Source organism: Pseudooceanicola marinus (genome assembly GCF_002786295.1).
GTDB lineage: Bacteria > Pseudomonadota > Alphaproteobacteria > Rhodobacterales > Rhodobacteraceae > Pseudooceanicola > Pseudooceanicola marinus.
The window spans coordinates 426,102-441,685 of the sequence record NZ_PGTC01000018.1; the positions used below are offsets into that span (position 1 = coordinate 426,102).

Consider the following 15,584-nt stretch of genomic DNA (forward strand, 5'->3'; position numbering starts at 1 on the left):
TCCCGATCTCTGCTCGCCGCCCAGTCTGCCCGCCCCGCGCCTCCGGTCCAGCCCGACGCTGCGTCGCACCGCCTGCCTGAAAGCGCGCGCCGCTCCACACCCTCAGGGCAGGTCGGGAACCGGGTCCCTCGCCCCTGTCTTCACTTTGTCAAAAATACTCCGGGGGCTGAGCCGCGTGCCGAAAATCGTCCAGTGGACGATTTCAGCGGCGAAGGGGCGGAGCCCCGGAAGAGCCGCAGGCTCAAGAGGGGGCAGAGCCCCCTCCCCCATTGCCCGAACGAAAAAGGGCGACGCCACCGCGCCGCCCTTTCGCTTTGTCTCTGCCTGGCAGATCAGTCGATCTTCGCCAGAAGGTCACCGATCGAGGACTTCGCATCGCCATAGTACATGCGGGTGTTGTCCTTGTAGAACAGCGGGTTCTCGATCCCCGAGTAGCCCGTGCCCTGGCCACGTTTCGACACGAAGACCTGCTTCGCCTTCCACACTTCCAGCACCGGCATGCCGGCGATCGGGCTGTTGGGATCTTCCTGCGCGGCCGGGTTCACGATGTCGTTCGAGCCGATGACGATGACCACATCCGTGTCGGGGAAGTCGTCGTTGATCTCGTCCATCTCCAGCACGATGTCGTAGGGCACCTTGGCCTCGGCCAGCAGCACGTTCATGTGCCCCGGCAGACGGCCTGCCACGGGGTGGATGGCGAAACGCACCTCCTTGCCCTTGGCGCGCAGCTTGCGGGTCAGTTCGGCCACGTTTTGCTGTGCCTGCGCCACCGCCATGCCGTAGCCCGGCACGATGATGATGCTGTCGGCCTCGTCCAGGGCCTGGGCCACGCCGTCCACGTCGATCGGCTTCTGCTCGCCCTCGACCTCCATCGCCGGGCCCGCGGTGCCGCCGAAGCCGCCCAGGATCACCGAGATGAACGAACGGTTCATCGCCTTGCACATGATGTAGCTGAGGATCGCACCGGAGGAGCCGACGAGCGCACCCACCACGATCAGCAGGTCGTTCGACAGCGAGAAGCCGATGGCCGCCGCCGCCCAGCCCGAGTAGCTGTTCAGCATCGAGACCACCACGGGCATGTCGGCGCCGCCGATGCCCATGATCAGGTGATAGCCGATGAAGAGCGCGGCGAGGGTCATCAGGATCAGCGGGAAGGTCCCGCCGGTCGACATGTACCACACCAGGCAGAGCACAGAGATCGCCGCAGCCGCTATGTTCAGGGCGTGGCCGCCCGGCAGTTTCTCCGCCTTCGACGACACCTTCCCGGCCAGCTTGCCGTAGGCGATGACCGAGCCGGTGAAGGTCACGGCACCGATGAAGACGCCCAGGAACAGTTCGACCGACAGGATACCCAGTTCGACCGGGGACTTGTGCGCCACAAGGTCGCCGAAGACACCCGAGGGCTCCGCGCCGCCGGTGATCCGCGCCATGGTGATATGGGCGTTGTAGCCGACGAAGACCGCCGCCAGGCCGACGAGCGAGTGCATCGCCGCCACCAGCTGCGGCATCTCGGTCATCTCGACCTTCTTGGCCACATACCAGCCGATGATGCCGCCGCCGGCGATCAGGATCGCCGAGAGCAGCCACAGGCCGGAACCCGGGCCGATCAGCGTGGCGACAACCGCCAGCGCCATGCCGGCGATGCCGTACCACACGGCGCGTTTCGCGCTTTCCTGCCCCGAGAGGCCCCCCAGCGACAGGATGAAGAGAACAGCCGCGACCACGTAGGCCGCCGTCGTAAATCCGAAGTCCATGTTTCTGTTCTCCTTAGGATTTCTGGAACATGGCGAGCATGCGCCGCGTCACGAGGAAACCGCCGAAGATGTTGATCCCGGCCATGAAGACCGACAGCGCGGCCAGCAGGATCACCAACCAGGAGCCGGAGCCGATCTGCATCAGCGCGCCCAGGATGATGATCGAGGAGATGGCGTTGGTCACGGCCATCAGCGGCGTGTGCAGCGAATGCGCGACGCCCCAGATCACCTGGAAGCCGACGAAGACCGACAGCACGAAGACGATGAAGTGCTGCATGAAGCTCGACGGGGCGATCAGGCCGACGCCGAGGATCAGCACAGCCATGACGGCCAGCAGGGTCACCTGGGTCTTGGTCTGTTTCTTGAAGGCGGCCACTTCCTGCGCGCGCTTCTCTTCCGGGGTCGGTTCCGGCGCCTTGGGCTTCGGCTTCTGCGCGGCGATGGCCTGCACCTTCAGCGGCGGCGGCGGGAAGGTGATCTCGTGATCATGGGTGACGGTGGCCGAGCGGATCACGTCATCTTCCATGTCGTGATTGATCACGCCGTCCTTCTCGGGCGTCAGGTCCGTCATCAGGTGACGGATGTTGGTGGCGTAGAGCGAGGAGCTCTGCGTCGCCATGCGCGAGGGGAAGTCGGTATAGCCGATGATCGTGACACCGTTGTCGGTCACGACCTTCTCGTCGGCCACCGTGCCCTCTGCGTTACCGCCCTTTTCGGCGGCCAGGTCGACGATGACCGATCCTGGCTTCATCGACTTGATCATGTCCTCAAGCCACAGCTTGGGTGCCTCGCGGTTGGGGATCAGCGCCGTGGTGATGACGATGTCGATGTCCGGCGCGATCTCGCGGAACTTGGCCAGCTGCGCCTCGCGGAATTCGGGGCTGGAGACGGAGGCATAGCCGCCGGTGGCAGCGCCGTCCTGCTGCTCTTCCTCGAAGTCCAGGTAGACGAATTCGGCGCCCATGCTCTCGACCTGTTCGGCCACTTCGGGGCGCACGTCGAAGGCATAGGTGATGGCGCCCAGCGAGGTGGAGGTGCCGATGGCGGCAAGACCCGCGACACCGGCCCCAATGACCAGCACCTTGGCCGGGGGCACCTTGCCCGCCGCGGTGATCTGGCCGGTGAAGAAGCGGCCGAAGTTATTGCCCGCCTCGATCACGGCGCGGTAGCCCGCGATATTGGCCATGGACGACAGCGCGTCCATCTTCTGCGCGCGGGAAATACGCGGCACCATTTCCATGGCGATGGCGGTGGTGCCCTGCGCCTTGATGTCTTCCAGCAGCTCGGCATTGCCGCCCGGGTTCAGGAAGGAGATCAGGGTCTGGCCTTCCCGCAGCAGCTTCACTTCTTCCTCGGAGGGTTGGCGCACCTTGGCCACCACGTCCGCCTGGGCGTAGAGCGCACCGGCATCGGCGACGACGGTCACCCCGGCCTCTTCATAGGCGGCATCCAGGAAGCCGGCTCGGGTGCCGGCTCCGCTTTCGATCAGGCACTCGTGGCCCAGCTTCTGCAGTTGCAGCGCCGAGTCCGGTGTCATCGCGACACGTGCCTCTCCCTCGAACACTTCCTTTGGCGTTCCGATCTTCACCTGTGTCGTCCCCCTTCTGGTCCAACGTATTGTCGCAGGCTCCGGAATTTTCCGGCCCGCTCGCTCTTTGGACGCGCAACATTGTTGCGCGCAGGCTGATCCGGGTTTGCCCGGAATGCCGCGCCCTGTCAAACACAAGCATATGTCGCGCTGTCGTGATTTCCAGCCCGAACCCTTGTGATCCAAGCTTTGGTACACCGAATGCGCCCGTTTGACGACACTGGCGCCGCCGCAGCAGGGCAGTCATGGGCCGGCGCCTTACGAATGGCCGACTTCGGCGCCCCTTGATCCGCCCCTTGCCTTCATCCTAGGCTTTCTTTCGATATGCGGAAAAATTTTCCGCAAATGGGAGGAGAGACATGGATCTGAAAGGCAAACACGCCCTCGTCACCGGCGGGGGCACGGGCATCGGTCTGGCCATCGCCCGCGCCCTGGCGGACCACGGCGCGCAGGTGACGATCACCGGGCGCCGAATGGAGGTGCTGCAGGAGGTCGCGGGCCCCGGCCTGCACCCGGCGGTGATGGATGTGACGGATGAGGCCGCCATCCGCGATGTCACCGCCGCCGCGGTGGAGGCGCGCGGCCCGGTGCAGATCTGCGTGGCAAACGCCGGCATCGCCGAGGGTCGCAAGCTGCACAAGACCAGCTCTGACTTCTGGCGCAAGATCATGGCGACCAACCTGGACGGCTGCTTCTACACCGTGCGCGAAAGCCTGCAGTCGATGCTGACCACAGACTGGGGCCGGGTGATCGCCGTGTCGTCGATTGCGGGTCTGCGCGGTTCCGCCGGCGCTGGCGCCTATGCGGCCTCCAAGCACGGGGTGATCGGCATGATGCGCAGCTTCGCCGAGGATTTCCTGGGCCAGCCCTACACCTTCAACTCGATCTGCCCCGGCTACGTGGACACGCCCATCGTCAGCCGCAACACCGATGCGATCTCGGCCCGCGCGGGCGTCAGCGAGGCGGAGGCGCGCGACATGATGGTGAATCTGAACCGCCACAAGCGGCTGATCGCGCCCGAGGAAGTGGCCGCCGCCGCCCTGTGGCTGTGCAACCCGCTGTGTGAAAGCGTCAACGGCACCGAGGTGCCCCTGGCCGGCGGTCAGGTCTGACCGGGCGTTTCCGACCTTCGAAACGACAAAAGGGCTCCGGTCGGAGCCCTTTTTCGCATCCAGTGCCGCGAGAGCAGCTCAGGCGCTGCGCAGCACCGGCCAGGCCTGACGGCCGTGCGCCCAGGCCCGCGCCGCCTCGCCCAGCCCATCGAACAGCGGGCGCGACACGGGGTCGTTGGCGGCGTTGTATTCCGGGTGCCACTGCACGGCCAGGGTATAGCCCGAGGCGCCGTCGACATAGGCCGCCTCCGGCGTGCCGTCAGGGGCGTGGCCGTCGATGACGAAGCGTTTGCCGGGCGTCACCACCCCCTGCCCATGCAGGGTGTTGGTCATCACCTCCTGCGCACCCATGATCCGGTGGAAAGCGCCGCCCTCGGTAAAGGTCACCTTGTGGCGCAGGGCGAATTTCTCCTCCAGCGTGCCGTCAGGGGGCATCCGGTGGTTCATCCGGCCAGGCAGGTCGCGGATCTCCGGGTGCAGGGTCGACCCCATGGCCACCGCCACCTCCTGGAACCCGCGGCAGATGCCGAGGAAGGGCTGGCCGCGCTCGACGCAGGCCCGCACAAGCGGCAGGGTGATGGAATCCCGCGCTCGGTCGAAGGCCCCGTGGGCCTCGGTTTCCTCTTCGCCGTATTCATTGGGGTGCACGTTGGGACGCCCGCCGGTCAGGACGAAGCCGTCATAGGTTTCCAGTAGTTCGTCGACCGAAACATAGCGGGGATCGGCGGGGATCAGCGCCGGCTGCGCCTTGCAGACCTCGGCCACCGCTTCGCAATTCATCACGCCTCCCGCATGGGTGCGATAGCTGCCGTCGATGACGTGCAGGTTGGTGATGATGCCGATCAACGGTCGTGTCATGTCCGGGCCCCTTGCTATGCTCCGCAATCTAGTCCCTCAGAGGCATGAATTAAACGGAAATCGATGTGCAGGGGCGCACCGCCACCTGTGATTGCTTCGGAAGCCGGCAGAAATGCAGAAAGCCCGCCGCGGGTATCCTCCCCGGCGGGCCTGTCTAGCTTGGGCGTTGTCCCTGCGCCGCGCAGGGCAAGGGCGGCTCAGGGCTGGCCTTCCACCGCGGCTTCGCCCGCGGCCTCCTCGTCCGAACGTTCAAAGGCCGTTGTGACGATCGCCAGGATCATCAACAGCCCGAAGATCACGGCCAGCAGAATTCCCCAGATCGGCACCTTGTGCTTACGGCTTTCGGTCTCGACGTTGGTGTCAGGTGGGCTCATCTACTCCTCCAGATTGCTCCCGGGTCAACGCAAAGCCCCCAAGCCTTGTTCCCGCCCCGCCCCTTGCAATCCCCGCGCTGCGGCGCAACATCGGCCCCAGACAGATGCGAAAGGACCCCCGATGAAGGACGCCGCCGCCACAACCTCCCACGACACCGTCTACCTGGCCGATTACGCTCCCTTCGGCTGGACGGTGGAGGAGGTGCACCTGACCTTCCGCCTCTCCCCCGACGCGACCCGCGTCACCTCACGCATCCGCTTTGCGCCCAATCCCGAGGGCCGCCAGGATCGGTTCTTCCTGCACGGCGAACAGCTCAAGCTGATCGAGGCGAAGATCGACGGCGCCCCCGTCTCGCCCGAGGTCACGCCCCGGGGCCTGACCTGCGACGTCCCCGACGCGCCCTTCACCTGGGAAGCAGAGGTGGAGATCGCCCCGGCGCAGAACTTCGCCCTGGAAGGCCTGTATATGTCGAACGGCATGTATTGCACCCAGTGCGAGGCCGAGGGTTTTCGGAAGATCACCTATTACCCCGACCGGCCCGACGTCATGTCCACCTTCACCGTCCGCATCGAGGGCGACGAAAAGGTGAAGCTGGCCAACGGCAACCCGGTGGACAGCGGCGCGGGCTTCGCCGAATGGCATGACCCCTGGCCCAAGCCCGCCTATCTCTTCGCCCTGGTCGCGGGCGATCTGGTCAACCACCCCGACAGCTTCACCACCCGCTCCGGCAAGCAGGTCGAGCTGAACATCTGGGTCCGCCCCGGGGATGAGGACAAATGCGCCTTCGGCATGGAGGCGCTGAAGAAGTCGATGAAATGGGATGAGGAGGTCTATGGCCGGGAATACGACCTCGACATCTTCAACATCGTCGCCGTGGACGATTTCAACATGGGGGCAATGGAAAACAAGGGGCTGAACATCTTCAACTCCTCCTGCGTGCTGGCCAGCCCCGAAACCTCGACCGATGCCAATTTCGAGCGGATCGAGGCGATCATCGCGCATGAGTATTTCCACAACTGGACCGGCAACCGCATCACCTGCCGCGACTGGTTCCAGCTGTGCCTGAAGGAAGGGCTGACCGTCTTCCGCGACGCCCAGTTCACCGCTGACATGCGCAGCGAGCCGGTGAAGCGGATCGGCGACGTGATCGACCTGCGCGCGCGCCAGTTCCGCGAGGACAACGGCCCCCTGGCGCATCCCGTCCGCCCCGAGAGTTTCCAGGAGATCAACAACTTCTACACTGCCACCGTCTACGAAAAGGGCGCCGAGGTGATCGGCATGCTGAAGCGGCTGGTTGGCGACGACGAGTATTACAAGGCGCTCGACCTCTATTTCGCCCGCCACGACGGCCAGGCCTGCACCATCGAGGATTGGCTGGCCGTCTTCGAGGAGGCCACGGGCCGCGACCTGAGCCAGTTCAAGCGCTGGTATTCCCAGGCCGGCACCCCGCGCCTGCATGTCACCGAGACCTGGGAGGATGGCACTTTCACCCTGCATTTCCGCCAGGAAACGCCCGCGACCCCCGGCCAGCCCGAGAAGCAGCCACAGGTCCTGCCGATCGAGGTCGGCCTGATCGGCCCGAACGGCGACGAGGTGGTGGAAACGACCCTGCTGGAGATGACCGAGGCCGAGCAGAGCTTTGCCTTCACCGGCCTGGGCGCCCGCCCCGTGCCGTCGATCCTGCGCGGTTTCTCCGCCCCGGTGATCCTGCAGCGCGAGACCGACAACGCCGAACGCGCCTTCCTGATGGCCCATGACACCGATCCCTACAATCGCTGGGAAGCGGGCCGTGGCCTGGCGAAACAGGCCCTGATGCGGATGATCGCAGGTGGCGCCGCCCCGGATGAGGCCTACCTGGGGGCCCTGCACACGCTCTTGTCGGACGAAACCCTGGACCCGGCCTTCCGGGCGCTGGCCATGGCCCTGCCGTCCGAGGACGACCTGGCCCAGACCCTGCATGAGAGCAGCATGACGCCCGACCCGCAGCGTATCTGGGAAAAGCGCGAAGAGATGCGCGATGCCATGGCCCGCTGGATGCCCGATCTGCTGGAGAAGCTCTTCCATGCCCATCAGGTGCCAGGAACCTATCAGCCCGACGCCGGCCCCGCCGCCTCCCGCGCGCTGGCCAATGCCGCGCTGTCGCTGCTGACCCGCCTCGACGGCGGCGAAAAGGCCCGGGCGCAATATGCCTCGGCCGACAACATGACCCAGCAGCTGGCCGCGCTGTCCTGCCTGCTCTCCATCGACGCGGCCAAGGGCGAACTGGCCGCCTTCTATGACCATTGGCAGGCCGACCGGCTGGTGATCGACAAGTGGTTCTCGCTTCAGGTGGCCTATGCCAAGCCGGCGGAGACGGCCGCGACCGCCGCCGCCCTGGTCGAGCACCCCGATTTCGACATGAAGAACCCCAACCGCTTCCGCGCGGTCTTCGGCGCCCTGTCGATGAGCCCCGCGGGCTTCCACCATGCCTCCGGCGCGGGCTACGAGCTGCTGGCCGACTGGCTGCTGAAGCTCGATCCGCTGAACCCGCAGACCACCGCGCGCATGTGCGCCGCCTTCCAGACCTGGCGCCGTTTCGACGCCGACCGGCAGGCCATGATGAAGACCCAGCTGGAGCGGATCGGCGCGCAGCAGGATCTTTCCCGCGACACCTCGGAAATGGTCAGCCGCATCCTGGGTGACTGATATACCCCTGATCGCAAAGGAAAACCTCCCGGCGCGCGCCAGCGCCGGGAAACAAGCCTCCACTCTTCCTCTCGAATGTTAACGATCTGGCGACGGTTTAACGCCATATCTCCGCCTGGGCGCCACGTTTCAGCCCAAATGCCCCGACAAAACGTCGGGACGACCACAGCGGAGATACCCATGCGCGGCCTGCCAGATCTTTCCAGCCTTCGCAGCCTTTTCGGCGGTGAAACCCCGTCGCCCGAAGCGATGCCGCAGGGCGCGTTGATGTCGGAAGGCGTGACGCCGGAGGGGGGCCGCCAGATCCGCATCCGCAGCGCCGCCGAGGCCCGAGCCGAGGCCCCTGCCTCGACCGAGGTGCGTCGGCTGCTGCCCATCCGTCACGCGACGCGAGAGCAATCCACCTTCCGCGCCTATTTCGACAAGGGACGCACCCTGGCCCGCCAGGACCGCTGGGACCTGCTGTCGCGGATGATCCGCGAAACCGACCGCCTGCGCGAAACCTCCCCCGCGGGAGTGCGCATGTCCGATGTGCTGGCCGCCGGGGCACGTTCCGACATGGTCAGCGCCGCGCGCAAGGCGATCCAGCGGGGCGTCCAGCCCTGCGATGCCTCGCTCGCGGATCTCGACGACCTGGCCTCCGCCGGCGACTGGCCGCTGGCCGCAACCGTCGCCCGCCTGCACATGGACCTGGCCTGGCTCTATCATGGGGACCTGCCGCCCGTGTCGCGCCCCGCCCGCCCCTCGATCTCCTTCGAGGCGCATATGGCCCGCGCCACCCGGCTGCTCGACGGCTACAGCCCGATCGAGGAAGACAGCCCGATGCTGGCCGAGGCGCGGATCGGCCTGCTGGCCGGGGACGTGGAGGCCCGCGCCCGGGTGCGCGACGACTTCGAGGACCTGATCGATCTGGACCCGGCCAACCCCGGGCCGCTGCGCGCCTTCGGCCTCCACCTGACGCCCGACTGGTATGGCACCGATGCCGCCGCCATCGACGCCGCCGCCAGTGCCACCGCCGACCGCTTGGCCGACATCTGGGGCGACGGCGCCTATGCCTGGATCTGGCTCGACGCCCTGTCCACCGATGCCGAAGCGGCGGCGGCCTGCGACGCCACCCGCCTGCGCCGGGGCCTTTTCGACATCCTCGACCGCGTGGAGAAACAGGAGGTGGCGAACCTTCTGGCCGGCTTCTGCGCCCTGGCCATGGCCCCGGGCCGCGCGCCTGCCGGCCTCAGCGAGGCCGCGCGCAGCAGCCGCACCGTTCTCTACAGCGCCGCCGACGCGATCATCGAGCACCACATGACCGAGATCCGGCCCGAGCTGTGGTTGCGCGGCGCCCGACCGGCCCTCGCCCTGCCCGAGCAACCGATGTCGCCGGCCGACCTCGCCGCCGATGCCGCCCAGATCGCCGCCATCGTCAAGGCGCGCCGCTCGGGGGCGCGTCATCACTAGGCAGACCGCCGACGCCTCTTGCTCCCCTTCCCGCCCTGTCCTAGAACCCGATCCGAGCCAATCCCGGAAAGGACGGAGCATGCTGGACCTCACCTACGAGACCCCGAAGCCCAAAGTCATCGCGGGCGCGAAACATGATTGGGAACTGGTCATCGGGATGGAAGTCCATGCCCAGGTGTCCTCCAAGGCCAAGCTGTTCTCGGGCGGCTCCACCCAGTTCGGAGCCGAGCCCAATTCCAACGTCGCCTTCGTCGACGCCGCCATGCCCGGCATGCTGCCCGTCATCAACGAATTCTGCGTCGAACAGGCGGTCCGCACCGGGCTGGGCCTGAAGGCCGAAATCAACCTGCGCTCGGCCTTCGACCGCAAGAACTACTTCTATCCCGACCTGCCGCAGGGCTACCAGATTTCCCAGCTCTACCACCCCATCGTGGGCGAGGGTGAAATCCTGGTGGACATGGGCCCGGGCGTCGCGCGCCTGGTGCGGGTCGAGCGGATCCACCTAGAACAGGACGCCGGCAAGTCGATCCACGACATGGACCCGAACATGTCCTTCGTCGACCTGAACCGCACGGGCGTCGCCCTGATGGAGATCGTCAGCCGCCCCGACATCCGCGGCCCGGAAGAGGCCGCCGCCTATGTCACCAAGCTGCGCCAGATCCTGCGCTATCTGGGCACCTGCGATGGCAACATGCAGAACGGCAACATGCGGGCCGACGTCAACGTCTCGGTCTGCCGTCCCGGCCAGTACGAGAAGTACATGGAAACCCAGGACTTCAGCCACCTCGGCACCCGCTGCGAGCTGAAGAACATGAACTCCATGCGGTTCATCCAGCAGGCGATCGACTTCGAGGCGCGGCGCCAGATCCAGATTCTGGAATCGGGCGGCGAAGTGGTGCAGGAAACCCGCCTCTACGATCCCGACAAGGGCGAGACGCGGTCGATGCGTTCGAAGGAAGAGGCGCATGATTACCGCTACTTCCCCGATCCCGACCTGCTGCCGCTGGAGATCGAACAGGACTGGGTGGACGATATCGCCGCCTCCCTGCCCGAGCTGCCGGATGAGAAGAAGGCCCGCTTCGTCAAGGACTTCGGCCTGTCGGAATACGACGCCTCCGTCCTGACCGCCGAGGTCATCAACGCAACCTTCTTCGAGGACGTCGTGGCGAAATGCGACGACGGCAAGCTGGCGGCGAACTGGGTCATCAACGAGCTTTTCGGGCGTCTGAAGAAGGACGACCTCGGCATCGGCGACAGCCCCGTCTCGCCCAACCAGCTGGCCGAGATCATCACCCTGATCAAGAAGGGCGACATCTCGGGCAAGATCGCCAAGGATGTCTTCGAGATCACCTTCACCGAGGGCGGCAGCCCGGCGCAGATCGTCGAGGACAAGGGGCTGAAGCAGGTCACCGACACCGGCGCCATCGAAACGGCGGTCGACGAGGTGATCGCCGCCAACCCGCAGCAGGTCGAGAAGGCCCAGCAGAACCCCAAGCTGGCGGGCTGGTTCGTCGGCCAGGTGATGAAGGCCACGGGCGGCAAGGCCAACCCCAAGGCCGTGAACGACATCGTCTCGGCCAAGCTGGGGCTGTAAGGCCAAGGCCCGCCGCGACAGAATTGATAAAGCGGAAGGGCGGGGTCTGACCCCGCCCTTTTCGCGTTTGGCCTCCCGAGCGGTCCGGCTGCGCGGGCCCCATATCCTCCCTGCGCCTGCGGTCCCCATGAGCCCGACCCGCTTGCCCTCCCCTGCGCCTCTGCTACCTTCGCCGCAACGCAACAACGGAGGCCCCATGCCCTATCTCAGTGATCTGATGACCATCAAACCCGAGTGGATCGACTACAACGGCCATCTCAACATGGCCTATTACGGTGTCTTCTTCGACGTCGGCGGCGATCCCTTCACGGAAGAGATGGGCATGGGGCAGAGCTACCTGGCCGAGACCGGCTGCACGACCTATGCGGCCGAGTTCAAGACACGCTACCTGCAAGAGGTGCATGCGGATGCCAAGCTGCGGGTCAGCCTGCGGCTGGTGGACGTGGGGCCGAAATCCTTCCACTACATCCAGGAACTGATCCACGAGGACGGCTGGGTGGCCGCCACCGGCGAAGGGATCACCCTGCACGTCGACCAATCCGGGCCGAAGGTCGCTCCCTTCCCCGAGGCCGTGAAGGCCAGGCTTGACGCGGCCCTGGCGGAACACCAGAAGGAGCCGGTGCCGGATTGGGTCGGCAAACCGATGGGATTGCGCAAATGAACTGGAACTACCGGGTGATACCTGCCCCCGTGAAGGGGCGCCGCGCGCGCGGCGTGAAGGGCGCGGAAGCGCAATTCGCGCTGGCCGTGGAGACCGTCATCAACGAGATGGCCGCCCGGGGCTGGGAATACTGCCGCGCCGAGATGCTGCCGCAGGAAGAGCGGCGCAGCCGGGTCACCTATCGCAACCTGCTGGTCTTCCGCCGCGAGGCCGGGCTGGCCGCCCCCGAGGGCACCGAGGAGCTGTCCCTGCGTGAACCGGTCGCGGAGCGTCCCGGTCCTGGCGGCCGGCTGCGATCGGGTGTGGGGCGTCTTCTGGATGGGGTTCTGGCGCGGCCTGGCAAACGGCAGGAACCTGTCGTGGCCAAGGGCGAAGCGCCGCTGTTCCAGCACGAGGAAATGCGCCGCCCGTCGCGTCCCCTGACCGCCACGCCCGACGAAGATGAAGGCCGCGCCCCCAAGGCGCCGGTGGCCGATCCGCGCACGCAGGACTAATCGCCGGTTCTAAACAGCAGGTGAAGGGGCACGGGCGCCCAGCCTGCCCCTTGCTTGCGGCTCCCCCTTTCACGGACCGCAGCAGCGGCGAAAGGCATCAGTGCTTTCGTCAGTGCTCCTGCGAATGCAGGCGGTGGCAGAGGGCTCTGCCACCCATGCCCCCCTACGGGCTCAATTCCCCCCAGGATATTCTCGGCAAAGAGACGACAGGGCCGCAGCGCTCCACGGCCTCCGCGCTCGTTGATCTTGCCTCTCGAAGGCGGTGTCGCCTGGGCGCTGTCGCAGAAGCTCCGTCGGCAGAAGCCGCCGCGCGCCGCTGGTGCAGCGCGCACGGCAATCCTGCGCTCAGGCGCTGAGGTCGAGGTTCAGCGCGTGGATCTGGGGCATCAGGTCGCCCAGGGCCGCGTAAACGGCCCGGTGCTGGGCGACGCGGCTCTTGCCGGCCAGCCCTTCGGCCTTCATTTTCACGATGAAGTGGCTCTGCCCGCCCTCCGGGTAGCCCGCGTGGCCGCGGTGGCTCTCACTGTCGTCGATCACCTCCAGCATCTCGGGGGTGAAGGCCGCTTCGAGCCGCTCGCGGATCTCTGCCTGTCGCTTCATTTTTTCTCTCCTAGCCTCTTCAACTTACCGGTCAAAAGTCTAAACTGCAGCGCCTGACTCGGAAAGCTCCCCCACGACCCAGGAGGCCCGCCCCCATGCCCAAGAACGATCCCTTCGGTTTCGACATGTCCGTTTCTTCTGCCAAGAAGAAACAGAACCGCGGTCGCCGCGGCATGTCCGGGGCCTCCGAAACCTCGACGCGTATCTGCGAGCACCCCGGCTGCGATCAGCCCGGCAAGTACCGCGCGCCGAAGGCCCCCGATGTGCTGGACGATTACTACTGGTTCTGCAAGGACCATGTCCGGGAATACAACCAGAAATGGAGCTTCTTCGACGGCAAGACCGAGGCCGAGATGAACGCCCAGGAATCCGATGACAAGGTCTGGGAACGCAAGACGAAGCCCCTGGGCGACCCCGAGGCCCGCGCCTGGGCCCGTCTGGGCATCGAGGACCCGCACCAGGTGCTGGGCCAGAACGCCACCCAGAACCCCGGGCGCAGCAACAACAATGGCCATACCCGTCGCCTGCCCCCCAAGGAACGCCAGGCGATCGAGATCCTGGACGCCAAGGATCACTGGTCCAAGGCCGAGGTGCGCAAGGCCTACAAGGCGCTGATCAAGGTGCTGCACCCCGACATGAACGGCGGCGACCGCAGCCAGGAAGAACAGCTGCAACAGGTCGTCTGGGCCTGGGATCAGATCAAGGACAGCCGCAGCTTCAAGTGAGGCGCGGCGCCTGCGGGCGCTGGAGTGCAGACAATGGAAAAGGGGCGGTGCCGATGGCGCCGCCCCTTTCGTTTGCCGTGTCGCGCAGCGGCCTCAGCCGGTGATGCCGCGGATCACCAGGAAGATCCCCGCCGACAGGATCGCCGCGGCGGGCACGGTGATGACCCAGGCCGCGACGATGGTCATGAAATGCGACCGGCGCACCAGCTTGCGGCGGCGGCGTTCCTCTGGCGGCACCGACAGGCCCGCGACCGGCTGGCGGGCGCGGCGCATGCGACGTGCGGTGTCCCATTCGCGGAAGAAGCCCACGCCGAAGACGCCGCCCACGGCGATGTGGGTGGAGCTGACCGGCAGGCCCAGCCAGCTGGCCACGATCACCGTGATCGCCGCCGACAGCGCCACGCAGTAGGCGCGCATCGGGTTCAGCTTGGTGATCTGGTTGCCCACCATGCGGATCAGCTTCGGTCCGAAAAGGAACAGCCCGAAGGAGATGCCAAGCGCCCCGATCACCATGACCCACAGCGGGATGGACACCGCCTGGGTGAAATCCCCGGTGGACGACGCCTGCACGATGGCGGCCAGCGGCCCCACGGCATTGGCCACGTCATTGGCACCATGGGCGAAGGACAGCAGTGCGGCAGAGGCGATCAGCGGGATGCCGAAGAGCACCTTCAGCGACTTGTTGCGGTTCTCCAGGTTGCGCGACTGGCGCCGGATCACCGGGATCATCAAGAGCCAGACCGCCACGGCCACCGCCACCCCGATCAGCAGCGCGCCGCCCAAGTCGACCGACACGATCTTCTTCAGCCCCTTCACCGTCAGGTAGCTGGCAAAGGCCCCGGCCATGATCCCCACCAGCACCGGCACCCAGCGACGGGCGGCGGCGATCTTGTCGTCGCGGTAGATGATGTTGGCCTTGATGAACCACAGCACGCCCGCCGCAATCAGCCCGCCCAGCAGGGGCGAGATCACCCAGCTGGCGGCGATGGCGCTCATCTGGCCCCAGCTGACGGCGGCGAAGCCGGCCGCGGCAATGCCCGCGCCCATGACACCGCCCACGACCGAGTGGGTGGTGGAGACCGGCGCGCCGATCCAGGTCGCCAGGTTCACCCACAGGGCCGAGGCCAGCAGCGCGGCCATCATCGCGGCAATGAAGCTTGACGAGGTGCCCATGCTTTCGGGCGCGATGATCCCCTTGGCGATGGTCGACACCACGTCGCCCCCCGCAAGCAGCGCGCCCGCGCTTTCAAAGACGGCGGCGATGATGATGGCGGCCCCCATCGACATGGCATTGGCGCCCACGGCGGGCCCCATGTTGTTGGCCACGTCGTTGGCCCCGATGTTCAGCGCCATGTAGGCGCCGAAGGCGGCGGCGATCACCACGATCAACGTGTTGTCCGCATGGCCGAAGATCAGGGCCGCGAGGATCGCCGCGAAGACCACGAAGATCAGTGCCACCCCCATCCCCAGCAAGGGACGGCTGGCCGACGAGGTCGCGCGCTCCAGGGTCGACAGGCGCCCCAGGTCGCGATCCAGCGTCTCCAGGTGACTGGGATCGAGGTTGCTGTTACCGGACATGCGTCCCTCCGTTTTCGTTACCACCGGCCGCGGAAGGCTGACCGGACCACAGGCTGTCATCCGCCTGTTACAAAAGTTTCACAGCCGATGACACCACCTTGGCCCTCC

General features: G+C 66.4%; 13 protein-coding genes. 7 read left to right on the forward strand and 6 right to left on the reverse strand.

All coding sequences use genetic code 11. The features are described 5' to 3' along the window. Positions 1–332: 332 nt before the first annotated feature. Both CVM50_RS16085 and CVM50_RS16090 read right to left on the reverse strand, forming a co-directional pair. A complete protein-coding gene (locus CVM50_RS16085) occupies positions 333–1,754 on the reverse strand; it encodes an NAD(P)(+) transhydrogenase (Re/Si-specific) subunit beta (protein ID WP_085888450.1) in 1,422 nt (473 codons plus the stop codon). Positions 1,755–1,767: 13 nt separating this feature from the next. Next, on the reverse strand, positions 1,768–3,342 hold the full coding sequence (locus CVM50_RS16090; protein ID WP_085888451.1) for a Re/Si-specific NAD(P)(+) transhydrogenase subunit alpha: 1,575 nt from the start codon (positions 3,340–3,342) through the stop codon (positions 1,768–1,770). 359 nt (positions 3,343–3,701) lie between these two features. Here CVM50_RS16090 and CVM50_RS16095 point away from each other — a divergent pair, with 359 nt between their 5' ends. Next, entirely contained in the window at positions 3,702–4,454 is a 753-nt protein-coding gene (locus CVM50_RS16095; RefSeq protein WP_085888452.1) for an SDR family NAD(P)-dependent oxidoreductase, read from the forward strand. Between the two features lie 78 nt (positions 4,455–4,532). On the opposite strand, the gene CVM50_RS16100 is transcribed toward CVM50_RS16095, so the two are convergent. Together CVM50_RS16100 and CVM50_RS21430 are read right to left on the reverse strand one after the other, a co-directional pair. Next, on the reverse strand, positions 4,533–5,312 hold the full coding sequence (locus tag CVM50_RS16100) for a gamma-glutamyl-gamma-aminobutyrate hydrolase family protein (protein ID WP_085888453.1): 780 nt from the start codon (positions 5,310–5,312) through the stop codon (positions 4,533–4,535). A 197-nt stretch (positions 5,313–5,509) separates the two neighbouring features. Continuing rightward, entirely contained in the window at positions 5,510–5,686 is a 177-nt protein-coding gene (locus tag CVM50_RS21430; protein WP_157792207.1) for a hypothetical protein, read from the reverse strand. A gap of 121 nt (positions 5,687–5,807) precedes the next feature. Between CVM50_RS21430 and pepN the strand changes: the two genes are divergently transcribed. From pepN to CVM50_RS16125, 5 genes are all read left to right on the forward strand, one after another. Next, positions 5,808–8,372 (forward strand): aminopeptidase N, encoded by a 2,565-nt coding sequence (gene pepN, locus CVM50_RS16105; protein ID WP_085888454.1) that lies wholly within the window; start codon positions 5,808–5,810, stop codon positions 8,370–8,372. 180 nt (positions 8,373–8,552) lie between these two features. Continuing rightward, on the forward strand, positions 8,553–9,824 hold the full coding sequence (locus tag CVM50_RS16110; protein WP_085888455.1) for a hypothetical protein: 1,272 nt from the start codon (positions 8,553–8,555) through the stop codon (positions 9,822–9,824). A gap of 79 nt (positions 9,825–9,903) precedes the next feature. Beyond that, positions 9,904–11,418, forward strand: coding sequence for an Asp-tRNA(Asn)/Glu-tRNA(Gln) amidotransferase subunit GatB (gene gatB, locus CVM50_RS16115; protein ID WP_085888456.1), 1,515 nt, complete (start codon positions 9,904–9,906; stop codon positions 11,416–11,418). Between the two features lie 196 nt (positions 11,419–11,614). Beyond that, a complete protein-coding gene (locus tag CVM50_RS16120) occupies positions 11,615–12,079 on the forward strand; it encodes a thioesterase family protein (RefSeq protein WP_085888457.1) in 465 nt (154 codons plus the stop codon). Beyond that, positions 12,076–12,573: a hypothetical protein gene (locus CVM50_RS16125; RefSeq protein ID WP_143515611.1), complete on the forward strand. Its 498-nt coding sequence runs from the start codon at positions 12,076–12,078 to the stop codon at positions 12,571–12,573. Before CVM50_RS16120 ends, CVM50_RS16125 begins: the two co-directional genes overlap by 4 nt. A 345-nt stretch (positions 12,574–12,918) precedes the next feature. Here CVM50_RS16125 and CVM50_RS16130 read toward each other — a convergent pair whose 3' ends face one another. Next, entirely contained in the window at positions 12,919–13,173 is a 255-nt protein-coding gene (locus tag CVM50_RS16130) for a BolA family protein (protein ID WP_085888459.1), read from the reverse strand. 95 nt (positions 13,174–13,268) lie between these two features. Here CVM50_RS16130 and CVM50_RS16135 point away from each other — a divergent pair, with 95 nt between their 5' ends. Continuing rightward, positions 13,269–13,898 (forward strand): J domain-containing protein, encoded by a 630-nt coding sequence (locus tag CVM50_RS16135; RefSeq protein WP_085888460.1) that lies wholly within the window; start codon positions 13,269–13,271, stop codon positions 13,896–13,898. 93 nt (positions 13,899–13,991) lie between these two features. On the opposite strand, the gene CVM50_RS16140 is transcribed toward CVM50_RS16135, so the two are convergent. Further along, complete coding sequence (locus tag CVM50_RS16140; protein WP_085888461.1) at positions 13,992–15,476, reverse strand: inorganic phosphate transporter; 1,485 nt, start codon at positions 15,474–15,476, stop codon at positions 13,992–13,994. Positions 15,477–15,584: the final 108 nt, after the last annotated feature.